The organism is SAR86 cluster bacterium, from assembly GCA_029268615.1.
Lineage (GTDB): Bacteria > Pseudomonadota > Gammaproteobacteria > Magnimaribacterales > Magnimaribacteraceae > JAQWNM01.
Genome location: JAQWNM010000004.1, coordinates 66,399 through 78,698, shown reverse-complemented (window position 1 = coordinate 78,698; position 12,300 = coordinate 66,399). Strand labels below are relative to the sequence as shown.

The window sequence follows — 12,300 nt, the reverse complement described above, 5'->3', positions numbered from 1 at the left end:
ACTAATAATCTCTTTTCTTATAAATTGATTCTTTTGGCTTAGAAAAAACTTTTTGTACCATAGGCTTAAATTCATCTAAAGACATGTTGTCGTAATCAGGATCAAAAGAATTTTGATCATACTTCGCACAAAATTCTGCACAGTCATTCCAATATTCATGGCCTTTAAATTCGTCTCTAAGATTTTTATCTAAGCCTAGATAATTAAAGAAATAGTATCCTTGAAAGATTCCATGATGTTTTACAATCCAGTAATTCTTATCTGATATAAAAGGTTTCAACATGGTTGCAGCTAAATCAGCATGATTAGCAGAAGCTAAAGTATCACCTATGTCATGGAGTAAAGCACAAACTACATATTCTTCATCTTTTCCATCTCTGTATGCCCTAGTTGCTGTTTGCAAAGAATGTGCCAACCTATCTATTGCAAAGCCTCCTGTATCTCCTTCAAGAATGCTTAGATGTTCTAAAACTCTATCGGGTAATTTTGAAGCATGATCAATAGCATGTTCAGCAATTATAGTATAGTCTTCAGATGTTCCGTCTGTCATAGAAGAAAAAGTAGCTTGTTTTAATAAATTATTATTTTTCATATAGCAATTATGCCAGATTTAACTATATTGTGTATTTCGTTAATAAATTTTTTAAGAAATCATGAGAAATAATAACAGACAATGGATCCTTAAAAAAAGACCTGTTGGAGATATATCAAATGATGATTTAGAACTGATAGAATCTAAGATCCCTGAACCAGGCCCTGGACAAGCATTAATTCAAAATATTTACCTATCTATAGATCCGACAAATAGAATCTGGATGTCTGACATAGATCAATATATGCCACCTGTTGAATTAGGCCAGGTTATGAGAGGGGGATGCACAGCAAAAATAATAAAAAGTAATTCTCCTGAGTTAACAGTAGGTGAATATGTATCTGCTTTTACTTGTGGATGGCAAGATTTTGCCATTGTCACTCCGGCAGAAACTTCACCCCTTCCTGAAAAAAGAAACCTACCTTTGACTTCTTATATGAGCGCTGCCGGGTTTACAGGCTATACTGCTTATTTCGGGCTTCTAAATATTACTAATCCTCAACCTGGAGAAACATTGGTTGTATCTACTGCTGCAGGAGCAGTTGGTTCTGTAGTGGGGCAAATAGGAAAAATTAAAGGATGCAAGGTCATAGGCATTACAGGCTCAAATGAAAAATGTAACTGGCTTAAAGACATAGGTTTTGATGGAGTTATAAATTATAAAGAAGAGAACGTCCTAGATAAATTAAAAGAATTATGTCCAGAAGGTGTAGATATTTATTTTGATAATACAGGCGGAGAAATTCTTGATGCCGTCTTAACAGTTGTAAACCAAAGTGCTCGTGTATCTGTTTGTGGGCTAATATCTATGTACAATGAAGATAAGCCTGTACCAGGTCCCTACATGTATAGAAATATTTTAATGAAGAGAGTAAAAGTAGAAGGTTTCATTGTTTCAGATTTCATCGAAGATTGGGAAAAAGCATCTATTGAATTAGCACAATGGATTCAAGAGGGGAAAATTCAGTATAAAGTAGACATCCAACAAGGTTTAGAAAATGCTTTATCTACTGTAAACATGCTTTTTACTGGGGAAAATGATGGGAAACTAATATTACAAGTAAGTGAAGAGTAAATATTATTAGAATGAAAAGTTTGTAATTTTAAAATTACCTGTACAATCCTATTTTTTTAAAGGTACATTTAGATATGGCTAAAAAATTTAATAACTTCTCAGTTGGGGATCAAATAACAAAAGAAAACCCGTCATATACTTCATGGACAAATGATATATTAAGAAAGCTTATTACAAGTAAAACTGTCATAAATGCAGGGCAATCTACAGGCGGCCATAGACTAATAGAGTCAGAAGTAGTTTTTGTATTTCTATCAGGCTTTGGAGAAGTAGAGATAATTGAATATTCTAATCATGAAGCTGGTCATGGAAGCAATCCTAGCTTTGGAATAGAACATAAAGAGGATATTGAAGTTGTCTCAGGAGATATCCTTTTAGCAGAGGAAGGTGATTTCATAAAAATTAAAAATACTCATAGCCAAGAACAACTAACTTATTTGAGAATATTTGACAAAGAAGGTTGGAGAATTGAAGACGGTAAACCGCCAAAAACTTAATTTATAAGACTTCTATATTATCTATTAATCTAGTCTTACCTAGGTACGCCGCAACACAAATTACTAAATCTTTTACTCTATCTTGAGGTGTTTGCAACGTCTTTGAACAACAAATTTTAAAATAATCAACTTTAAAACCTAAAGCACTTAAGGAATTTATCGACTTAACTTCAATGCTATTCAAATCTAAGGTTCCTTCAACTATATCTTCTTTGGCATTTAATAAAGTTGTATATAAATTAGGAGCAATTTTTAATTCATCTCTAGTTAGATATTGATTCCTAGAGCTCTCTGCCAAACCTTTTCTATGTCTATACGTATCAACACCAATGATATGAGTCTTTAAATCAAAATCTCTAACCAATTTTTTAATAATAAAAAACTGCTGATAATCTTTTTTTCCAAAAACAGCAACCTCTGGATTAAATAAATTAATTAGCTCCTTAACTATAGTAGCTACTCCATTAAAGTGAATTGGTCGTGAAATTCCGCATAATACTTTACCTATAGACCCTACATCTATAACAGGTAAGGAATCTAGGGAGAATAGATCCTCTGAGGGAGTAAAAACTAATTTACAGTTTGTTTTTTTAAGTTTAACTATATCTTGATCAAGAGTTCTAGGATAAGAACTTAAATCTTCATTTGGTCCAAATTGCAGAGGGTTAACAAAAATACTAACTACTACATTCTGAGCTAATTTCTCTGCCTCTTTTACTAGCAAAAGATGACCTTTATGTAAATTTCCCATAGTAGGCACTAAGGCAATTGATTCACGACTTTTTTTTAATAAATTCAAAGAATTATTTAATTCACTTATAGAAGATACTTGAATCATTAATTAAAAGAATGAATTTCAGCTGGGAAAGATTTATCTTTTACACTTTCAACATATAACCGTACAGCTGATTCTACTCCTCCAGAAGTCTCATCTAAAAAGTTTTTAACAAACTTAGGTGGTGATTCCATTTGAGTTATTCCCAATAAATCATAAATAACCATTATTTGCCCATCTACATCTACTCCTGCACCAATTCCAATAACAGGTATATCTAAGTTCTCTGTTATTCTTTTAGCTAGCTTTTGAGGAACACATTCCAATAGCAACATACTTGCTCCTGCATCTTGAAGAATTAAAGCTTCTTTAAGAATATCATCAGCCTTTTTTGGATCTCTTCCTTGAACTATATAACCACCTATCCGATTTACAGATTGAGGTGTCAGACCCATATGCGCGCATACGGGTATCCCTCTTTCAGAAAGTAAAAATGTAGATTTACTAATCCATGAATTTCCTTCTAATTTTATGCAGTGTGCACCTGCTTGCATTAATTGAGCTGCGTTTTTTAATGTTTGCTCTTCTGAAGCATAGCTCATGAAAGGCATATCACCCATTATTAAAGATCGAGGGCCTGCTCTTTTTACATTCCCAATATGATAAATTATGTCATCCATTGTAACTGGCAGAGTACTATCATGACCTTGAAGTACCATTCCCAAAGAATCGCCCACTAAAATAACGTCCACACCTGAGTTACTGAGGATATTAGAAAAAGTAGAGTCATAAGCTGTTAGGCAACAGATCTTTTCGCCTCTTTCCTTCATATTATTTAAGGTATTTAGAGTAACTGAAGAGTTGTTTTGTTGAGAACTCATAATTTTATATTAATTAGAATGCCATTATAACTAAAAAAAGCCCCGCTATATGCGGGGCTTCCCAAAGGGAGTATCGCAACTCCACTTCAACTGCCTTATATTAAAAAATTGGCAGCCGGAACCGGGGGAAACCCCGTGTCAGAAGGCACCTCCTGTCGTTCCTGCTATTATATAAATACTAATTTTAGACCACCTCCTTTAAGGGATAATTAAACAAACCGCACCTAAGTCTTCCCTTGTTTTAAGACTCAGTGGGGACACCCTGTCTATTACATTATCAGATTTTTTTTGAGTTCCCTAAAATTTTTTTAAAGATTTTGGCGGGCCTGGCAGGATTCGAACCTGCTACCCTCTGGTTCGAAGCCAGATACTCTATCCAAGTGAGCTACAGACCCAAATAAAACTAATTATATAACTTACTGCAAAAAATTAAAAAACTTTAGCTGGCTCAAAGTCTTTCGGACCACCGAGAGTAGCTCTATCACTAATTGGACTTCTTCCTTCAATATCTTCTACACCATAAAGCTCACCTAATTCTTGCATAATCAAAACCTTACCTGAGTGTCTCATATACTCTTTGTCTTTTGATAAAGCATCTATAACAAAACCAGCGTATAGTTGACTAGCGCCTCCTTTTAAAAACTCCTTATATGTATCATCTTGACTTTCGCTTACTAACTCAGTTTTTTCATCCAAAACTATTCCTGACCATAAAGATATTGAAGCAACATTAAAAGATTCTAAATCACTAGCCATATCGAAAGACATCTTATCCATCCCAGCTTTTTGAGCTCCATAAGCTGGACCATGCATATAACACCTTGCTCCATGTGAAGAGATATGGACAATAAGACCTTCATTTTGTTCAATCATTAAAGGAGCTGCATAATAAGATAATATATAATTAGATCTAAGTCCTACATCAACTAACGACCACATATCTTTAGATTTCTCCCAAAAAGGAAGTGGTTTCACTAAATCATCATGTATTTGGCAAGAGGCGTGCACTAAGATGTCCAATCTTCCATATTCGGATTTAACCATTTCTACTAACTTCTTAACTTCTTCATCGTTGTTTTGATCAATTTGATAGGTTATTGCTTGAGCTCCTTTTCTGTTTATCTCTTCTGCTGTAACCTCTAAGCTACTATCAAGATTAAGACCAAATTGACTAACCGAAGTTCCTTTTTTTAATGAGCGTCCAGTTATTATGACAGTATCCCCTTTTTCTGATAAGCCAAGTGCTACGCCCTTTCCAACTCCTCTACTTGCACCCGTTACTAGAATTATTCTATTTTTTTTTGAAGTCATATTTTTGTTAATTAATTTTAATTAGCTATATTTTACTGAGCCTGCTGTAGACTTATCAGCAATGATTGTTTTAAGAACATCCTCAGAGTAATCTAAGTGAAGAGCTGATTTATATTCAGTTATACTTGAGACTATTTTCCATTCATTATTTATTCTTTTGTATTGATCATGATAAAAAGCGCTAATAAGCGTTGCCGTTTTATTTAGAAGATTAATATTTCTATAATTTAGCCCCCAAAGACCCTTTGCATTGTCATCTATGACTTTAATTTCTGGATTTGAACCATGATGAAGATCCATAATATAATCATGGCATCCAGCGGATTTATATAATTCCGCAAAACTTTCTCTAGTTTCAAAGAAACCTACATGCCCCATATCTATAATTATCTTACCGGAGGCAAAACAATTCATGGCTTTATCTGGATCTTGATCATCGCAAGCATTCAAATATCTAGACTTTAAATTTTTAATTTCTTCTATGTCTTCTAGTACTTGAATACGTTTATTTATATCCATACTTTCTAATTTATTAAAAGGCTTCAGAAATTATGTTATTTAATTTTAATCTGTAACGTATTTAAAGCTCAGATACATAATTCTAGGATCAGAATATCTAACGTCAGTAGAACCAAATGCGTCAACTCCAAATCCTCCTATGATAGATCTTTTGTCAGATAGATTTTTTCCATAAGCTGAAATTTCCCATTTTTGATCAGAAGATATATAAGTTAAACCAGCATTTACAGTGGTAAACCCGTCTACATCAAAAAGATCAAAGGAACTAGCAGCTCTATCAAAAGAATAATAAACTTGACCTTTGTATGCTAAATGAGAATGAAGTCTAAGAGTGCCTCCTGTTGATACAATTGGTACGGAGTACTCTAGGCCTAAATTAGCAGTCCAATCTGGAGAATACCTAAAAGGTCTATCACTCACATCATTTAAGATGCTTGAACCAGGATTGTTAGGGTCTGGGATTCGCTCTTGAAAAGAATCATATTCTGGATCTATATGACTTATACCACCCCTAAAGGTTAAAGAATTATTAATCAATGCAAGAAAGTCTAATTCAAAGCCCAGAGCACTGGATTCTGCCGCATTTTCTACTATTAAGGCTAAGGCGCCTGCAGCTGAATCAGAACTTCTATTCACTAGAAATTGTTGATTTTCATATTCTTGATTAAATATAGAACCATTTAATTGAAAACGATTATCATGCCATTGTGATTTAAAGCCTACTTCATAGCTTGTAAGGGTTTCTGGTTCAGCAGAAGAAACTTCATTTGGGGCTAGAGGCCTAGCATTGAAAACACCACTCCTAAAGCCTTTAGAAACATGAAAGTAAGTCATTACATCATCATTTACTTGATAATCTATGCCAATTTTAGGTGAAAACTCAGACCAAGAATTAGAGCAATTATAAATACTTCCTTTGCCTTGCATTCTTACATCTCCGCAACTCTCTTCATCTGTAGGACCTGGCGCAATAATAGGTACTTGACTTGCCCTTTTTAAAGTAAACATAGACATTTCTTTTTCATCTTTAGTATATCTAGCTGCTAAAGTTAACCGTAAATTATCTGACATTCTATAAATTGAATGGGCATAAACAGCTTTACTAGTGACCTTTTGATTTCTGTCATACCTAAGAGATAAATCAAATGGAATAGCTAAGAAGGCTAGCGGGGGACCTCCTGGAAATAAAGTTATAGAAAAAGGTAAAGAGGATAGAGATTGAAAGAGGCCCTCACCTACCGTTACATCTGTGCCATGAAAAGTATCTTCTTGAAAATAATAAGCTCCTAATACCCATTCTAGGGAGTCATTATTGCTATTTCCAGATAATATAAACTCTTGACTTATTTGATCATGCTCTATCTGAGTTCCTACACTAAAAAAAGGTAAAGGGCTATTGTCACTATCTCGAAACTGCTCTGATTCTAAGTCTCTATAACCTGTTATTGATTTAAAATTACTTGAGCCTAAATCCCATGAATTTGTCCAACTAAAGCCAAAAGTATCTACTTCATCTTTAGTTAGATTTGAATTTGAGCTCCTATCTATATCTTTATTTGGTGTGCAGCAAACAGAACCTGTCATCGAAGCTACAAAGCCATTATAAAAACTAGGAAATATTTGAGTTCCATCAAAATCAGCTAAGACATTTGGTTGTGTTTGTTGATCTTGTGTAGTTGTGTCAAAAATTAAATGAGATTTAAAATTATCATCAGATACATAAACTAAATGGGCTCTTGCGCCCATCATGTCATGATTTCCGCCATTATCTGCATTATCCCTTTTTTGCCACCCATCTGATTGTTTAGATAAAACTGCAATGCTTGCTGAAGTTGATTCACTTAGTGAAGCTTCACTATAACCAGAAAATCCTATATATCCATATTCTCCGGTTGTAATAGATATTTTACTTGGAGCATTCCCTGAAGGTTCTCTAGTGACTATGTTTATTGCACCTCCTATTGTGTTTCTTCCATACAAAGTTCCTTGCGGACCTCTTAGAACGGATATTCTTTCAATGTCATTAAATTCTAAGTTAGATCCCATGGTTCTAGCTAAATAAACTCCATCGACATATATGCCTACGCCAGGATCCAAGACAGGTGCAAAATCTGCTTCTCCAATTCCTCTAATGAAAGCTTGAACAGTTGATCCGCTTCCTTCAGTACTAGTTGTCATACTTAGATTTGGAACAAGTTGATCTAAACTATTAATATCGGGTAAAAAACTATCTTCTATTTGACTGGCAGTCAGGGCTGTAATAGAAACAGGGACGGATTGAAGATTCTCAGACTTTTTTCTAGCTGTCACTATTACTTCTTCAATAGACAGTAAAGACTCATCCTGCTCATCTGCAAATAAAAAATTTGTATAAAGAAGAGGTAATAAATAAATAAAATTAAAACTAAATAAATAGAAAAAGAAAATTTTTATAGATTTTAACATTTGGTGTCCTCCTTTAAAGAAATTACGGAACTTATAGTTCTATAATTTATTATACATAACATTAAAAAAACCACCTAAACTTTGATGGTAGTTTTGAAAAAATTTATTGATTGGAACTATGAAAAATGATCTGAATTAGGTTCACCAAAAAGTACTGACCCTAAATTTACATCTAGTGCATGTGGCTGATTAGCAGCATGCTGCCTGAAAGCTTGCATATCTTGTAAAAAATCATTGACGGCATTTCCTTGATGAATGGCTCTACCGCCTGAGTTAGATAATAAATCTTGGACAGCTGAGACACATGACGTTACTGCCTCAGCTGCATCATATCTATATTCCGCCCTTACATGATCAGGAAAATCTTTTTTTGTATCTACATAACCTAGAAGGCTGTCATAAGCATCATGCATTTTTAAAATAGCTGACCTTATAGCGCTATTTGTAACAGTGGCAGCATGAAGACTCGCAGGATTGGTAGAGGCTGGAACACCAGTACTGCTTAAACGCGACTTATTATATTCGCAATAAGCATCTAATGCTCCTTGAGCAGTGCCAACACTGGGCATAGAGACAGCTCTTACAAAAACCTGACCGAATGGTAATTTAAAAATTGGAGATTTATTTATTTTGTTGCCAGGGCTGTTACATTCATATCCTTCTTTAAATCCATGGATTCTATAGGATGGAACAAAGGCATCTTTAACAACTATTGTTTTACTACCTGAACCTTGCAGACCCGTTGTATGCCAATCATCTATAATTTCAAAATCAGTAGAGGGAACTAAAAAAGATTTTATATCCCCTAAGTCAACTGGACCCTCTCCTGCTGCCATCATTCCACCAAGAAAAGCCCATTTAGCGTGATCGCAACCTGAACTAAAGTTCCAAGTCCCATTAAAGATTACTCCACCATCAGTAGGAGTTGTTTTTCCTGTTGGCATATAAGATGAACAAACCAAAGTATCTAAATCTTCACCCCAAACATCATTAGCTGCTTGATCATCCAATAATGCCATTTGCCAATCATGGACTCCAACTACACTAAGTACCCATCCAGTTGAAGGACAGACGCGGGAAATTTCAAAAACAACATCGTAGAAGTACTTAGGATTCATTTCATAACCACCCCATTTCTTTGGTCTCATCATCCTAAAAAATTCTGCATCCTTCAGATCTTGTATAGTTTCTTTGGACACCCTTCTATCTTCTCTTGTCTTCTGGGCTCTTTCCTTTAATAAAGGCTGTAACTTTTTAGCCCTAGATATAAATTCATCAGGATGTATTTCCCAGCCTTCTTGTCTTAATGTCATTTAAATTTCTTTATCTATTAATAGTTAAAGATATATATTTAAAAATATATATTAAAAGATTAATAAAAAAAAGAAAGGGGAAATACATATTGCTAAAAGTATATTCATACATATAATGATCTCAGCACCGATTTGAACCAGCTTGCGGGTGCTTTATAAATTCAGCTAAATAAGGAAATTCATTTATTGACCTGTTTAGCGAAAGCTGGCGGGTTTTTTTTTATTAATTGCATCAAGAGTAGAGTGAAGCTCTCACCAACCTACCATATCTGGCAAGGTGGTTTAAGAATGTGATATCCCTATTAATTAGGAATTATTCATTAGAGTCGCTCTCCTTGAATTTTTTAAGGAGAATATAAAATGCAAAAAATTAGCTTAATAACAAAAACGTTATTATTTATTTTAATACTACTTTCAGGAAGTATTTATGCTGTAGAAAAGGGAGATTGGATTGTTCGAGCTGGATATACAAACATTAACCCAGCTTCTAATAATGGAAGTATTGTCGATGTAGATGACAAATCTAACCTTACAGCTACATTTGCTTATCTGATAACTGATAATTTAGGAATAGAAGTTCTAGCAGGACTTCCTTTTGAACACGAGATATTTGATAAAGCATTGGGCACTGGTTTAAAAATAGCATCCGCTAAACATTTACCTCCTACTATAACAGCGCAATATTATTTCAATCCAGATTCTAAATTTAGGAGCTATATTGGCATAGGGTTAAATCACACCTTTTTCTTTAAAGAAGAGACTGTAGGCCCTTTAGAAGGATCTTCCCTAGATATTGGAAGATCTACTGATCTAGTATTTCAAATTGGCTTTGATTGGGCATTATCAGATCAAATAATTCTAAATTTAGATATTAGAAAATTTAAAATTGAATCTAAAGCAAAAGTAACCAATATTGATAATTCAAGCTTAAAAGGAATCTTGCCCAATAGCTTTGAATTTGATGTTCCAATTGATCCAACCACAATAGGATTAAGTTTAGTTAAAGAATTTTAAGAATTCTTAAAGAAGTAATGGCGGTTTATTCAGCCGTCATTATTCTTTCTATTACCTTCTTCTTTTAGCGCAAGCTCTCTTGCATTAATTCTTCAACTATAAACAATGGTGGAGATCCATGATCTAAAACTAAAGAATGAAAGTCCTTAATATCAAATCTTTCTCCTAAGTCTTTTTTTGCTAATTCTCTTAACTCTAGTATTTTAAGCATACCTACTTTGTAACTACATGCTTGACCAGGCCATACAATATATCTTTCTATTTCTGTTACAACTTCAGTATCGGACATTCCTGTAATTGATTTCATATAGTCCATAGCCTCTTCCCTAGTCCAGCGCTTATAATGCATCCCAGTATCTACAACTAGACGTACAGCTCTAAACAACTCGCTTTGCAAAACGCCTAACTCGTCATATGGATCATTCGCTAAACCAATTTCTAGAGCTAGTCTCTCAGAATATAGCGCCCAACCTTCAGATAAAGCAGATGTTCTATAACCAAATTTTCTAAATAGAGATAAATTATTATTTTCTAGATTATGGGCTATCTGAAGATGGTGCCCAGGAATTCCTTCGTGGAAGGCTAATGTCCTCATACTATAAGTAGGAGTTTGTTTAATGTCATATAAATTTGCATAAAACACTCCTGGCCTGCTTCCATCCAAAGCGGGAGACATATAATAACCCCCAGCTTGATTCTGTTCTGAATATTCTGGTACAGCTTTAACCACTAGTTTTGATTCTGGTAGAGAATGAAAATAATCTTTTACTGCTACCCATGTTTCTTCGACAATAGAATTATAGTCAGCTACAACTATCTCTTTCCTGTTTTCAGTATCATCATATAAAAATTTAGGATCTTCATTCAAAGTATTCATCATATAACCAACACTTTTAAAATCCTTATACCCCAATTGATTTAAAATGTTTTGCATTCTAGAAGTTATTCTTTTTACTTCTCCCTTTCCAATATCATGAATCTCTTGGGCAGAATAATCAGTAGTTGTATAAACTTTTAATCTCAAGGCATAAAAGTCATCTCCATTAGGCAAAGACCATACTCCATCGTGAGGGTTAGCCATAGGTAAAGACGATTCCATGAAGTTAAGAAGTGAAGTAAACCCAGGTCTAACGCTTTCATTTAATGCTTTCTTTAAATTATTTTTAAGTTCATCATTGACAGATTTTTTTAAGCCTAACTTGTCAACTTTTTTTACAAAAACAGAATAAAGAGGATTGTCTAGATCCTTGTAGTTCAAGAAATCATTTAATTGCCTTATTACATGTTCAAACACAAATCTTGGAGGAAAAATATCTGCATTTTTTTGGGCCTTTAGAATCTCTAATGTAGCATCAAAAGTATCATTAAATAAATTTAGACGATCTATATAAGCGTAAGCTTCGCTTACATTCCTTATAGGATGTATGTCTGTCATAAACTCAACAGCGTTCAAATGCATACCCCCTATCTGATTTAATGGATAGCTGTGATATGGAAAATCTTGAGACTGTTCAATCTTATTCTCTAAATCAAAAAGAGCAATTTTCTTAGTTATAACCTGATCTTTAGAGAGCGAACTATTATCGTAACTTAAGAGCATCTTTCTGACTTCTTTGTCTTCATCTAAGTTTTTAGAAATATCATCTAAACCCTCGATAGATAATTTAGATTGATGTCGCGTTAAAAAATTTAAATCATCAATTACTCCTAAATAAGTTAAATACTCTGGAGAATCTATAAAAGATAAGAGCATTTCTTTCGCTAAATAATGATCTATAGAAAAAGGCTTCATAAGAAATAGATTTCCTAAATATATGCCGCATAACACAAATACAAATCCTAAAAAATAACCTATCCTTTTCAAAAACTTCTTCATAT

11 protein-coding genes, 1 tRNA gene and 1 riboswitch are annotated in these 12,300 nt (G+C 33.8%); of the genes, 3 read left to right on the top strand and 9 right to left on the bottom strand.

The annotated features are described in order from the left end of the window. Position 1: 1 nt before the first annotated feature. Positions 2-592 (bottom strand): HD domain-containing protein, encoded by a 591-nt coding sequence (locus tag P8J93_01310; protein MDG2060438.1) that lies wholly within the window; start codon positions 590-592, stop codon positions 2-4. 61 nt (positions 593-653) lie between these two features. Here P8J93_01310 and P8J93_01305 point away from each other — a divergent pair, with 61 nt between their 5' ends. Both P8J93_01305 and P8J93_01300 read left to right on the top strand, forming a co-directional pair. After that, positions 654-1,667: an NADP-dependent oxidoreductase gene (locus tag P8J93_01305; GenBank protein ID MDG2060437.1), complete on the top strand. Its 1,014-nt coding sequence runs from the start codon at positions 654-656 to the stop codon at positions 1,665-1,667. A 74-nt stretch (positions 1,668-1,741) separates the two neighbouring features. After that, positions 1,742-2,164 (top strand): cupin, encoded by a 423-nt coding sequence (locus tag P8J93_01300; GenBank protein MDG2060436.1) that lies wholly within the window; start codon positions 1,742-1,744, stop codon positions 2,162-2,164. Between the two features lies 1 nt (position 2,165). Here the strand turns inward: P8J93_01300 and panC are convergent, their stop codons facing one another. The 7 genes from panC to P8J93_01265 all read right to left on the bottom strand — a co-directional run bounded on the left by panC (position 2,166) and on the right by P8J93_01265 (position 9,408). Next, positions 2,166-3,002: a pantoate--beta-alanine ligase gene (gene panC, locus P8J93_01295; GenBank protein ID MDG2060435.1), complete on the bottom strand. Its 837-nt coding sequence runs from the start codon at positions 3,000-3,002 to the stop codon at positions 2,166-2,168. Beyond that, a complete protein-coding gene (gene panB, locus P8J93_01290; GenBank protein MDG2060434.1) occupies positions 3,002-3,820 on the bottom strand; it encodes a 3-methyl-2-oxobutanoate hydroxymethyltransferase in 819 nt (272 codons plus the stop codon). Before panB ends, panC begins: the two co-directional genes overlap by 1 nt. 318 nt (positions 3,821-4,138) lie before the next feature. Continuing rightward, positions 4,139-4,215: transfer RNA gene (locus P8J93_01285), tRNA-Arg, on the bottom strand. A gap of 34 nt (positions 4,216-4,249) precedes the next feature. Continuing rightward, complete coding sequence (locus P8J93_01280) at positions 4,250-5,131, bottom strand: SDR family NAD(P)-dependent oxidoreductase (GenBank protein MDG2060433.1); 882 nt, start codon at positions 5,129-5,131, stop codon at positions 4,250-4,252. A gap of 21 nt (positions 5,132-5,152) precedes the next feature. Then, positions 5,153-5,650, bottom strand: coding sequence for a nuclear transport factor 2 family protein (locus P8J93_01275; protein MDG2060432.1), 498 nt, complete (start codon positions 5,648-5,650; stop codon positions 5,153-5,155). Between the two features lie 45 nt (positions 5,651-5,695). Beyond that, positions 5,696-8,095: a TonB-dependent receptor gene (locus tag P8J93_01270; protein MDG2060431.1), complete on the bottom strand. Its 2,400-nt coding sequence runs from the start codon at positions 8,093-8,095 to the stop codon at positions 5,696-5,698. A 116-nt stretch (positions 8,096-8,211) separates the two neighbouring features. Beyond that, a complete protein-coding gene (locus P8J93_01265; GenBank protein MDG2060430.1) occupies positions 8,212-9,408 on the bottom strand; it encodes an acyl-CoA dehydrogenase family protein in 1,197 nt (398 codons plus the stop codon). A 224-nt stretch (positions 9,409-9,632) separates the two neighbouring features. Then, positions 9,633-9,727: riboswitch (SAM-I-IV-variant riboswitch) on the top strand. A 41-nt stretch (positions 9,728-9,768) separates the two neighbouring features. Here P8J93_01265 and P8J93_01260 point away from each other — a divergent pair. Beyond that, a complete protein-coding gene (locus tag P8J93_01260; protein MDG2060429.1) occupies positions 9,769-10,422 on the top strand; it encodes an OmpW family outer membrane protein in 654 nt (217 codons plus the stop codon). A gap of 64 nt (positions 10,423-10,486) precedes the next feature. On the opposite strand, the gene P8J93_01255 is transcribed toward P8J93_01260, so the two are convergent. Further along, positions 10,487-12,298: a DUF885 domain-containing protein gene (locus P8J93_01255; GenBank protein ID MDG2060428.1), complete on the bottom strand. Its 1,812-nt coding sequence runs from the start codon at positions 12,296-12,298 to the stop codon at positions 10,487-10,489. Positions 12,299-12,300 lie beyond the last annotated feature (2 nt).

Excerpts from the sequence above, each read along its gene's own strand:
- P8J93_01280 (MDG2060433.1), bottom strand. The coding sequence starts at position 5,131 with ATGACTTCAAAAAAAAATAGAATAATTCTAGTAACGGGTGCAAGTAGA.
- P8J93_01260 (MDG2060429.1), top strand. The coding sequence starts at position 9,769 with ATGCAAAAAATTAGCTTAATAACAAAAACGTTATTATTTATTTTAATA.
- panB (MDG2060434.1), bottom strand. The coding sequence starts at position 3,820 with ATGAGTTCTCAACAAAACAACTCTTCAGTTACTCTAAATACCTTAAAT.
- P8J93_01305 (MDG2060437.1), top strand. The coding sequence starts at position 654 with ATGAGAAATAATAACAGACAATGGATCCTTAAAAAAAGACCTGTTGGA.
- P8J93_01310 (MDG2060438.1), bottom strand. The coding sequence starts at position 592 with ATGAAAAATAATAATTTATTAAAACAAGCTACTTTTTCTTCTATGACA.
- P8J93_01275 (MDG2060432.1), bottom strand. The coding sequence starts at position 5,650 with ATGGATATAAATAAACGTATTCAAGTACTAGAAGACATAGAAGAAATT.
- P8J93_01255 (MDG2060428.1), bottom strand. The coding sequence starts at position 12,298 with ATGAAGAAGTTTTTGAAAAGGATAGGTTATTTTTTAGGATTTGTATTT.
- P8J93_01270 (MDG2060431.1), bottom strand. The coding sequence starts at position 8,095 with ATGTTAAAATCTATAAAAATTTTCTTTTTCTATTTATTTAGTTTTAAT.
- P8J93_01300 (MDG2060436.1), top strand. The coding sequence starts at position 1,742 with ATGGCTAAAAAATTTAATAACTTCTCAGTTGGGGATCAAATAACAAAA.
- panC (MDG2060435.1), bottom strand. The coding sequence starts at position 3,002 with ATGATTCAAGTATCTTCTATAAGTGAATTAAATAATTCTTTGAATTTA.
- P8J93_01265 (MDG2060430.1), bottom strand. The coding sequence starts at position 9,408 with ATGACATTAAGACAAGAAGGCTGGGAAATACATCCTGATGAATTTATA.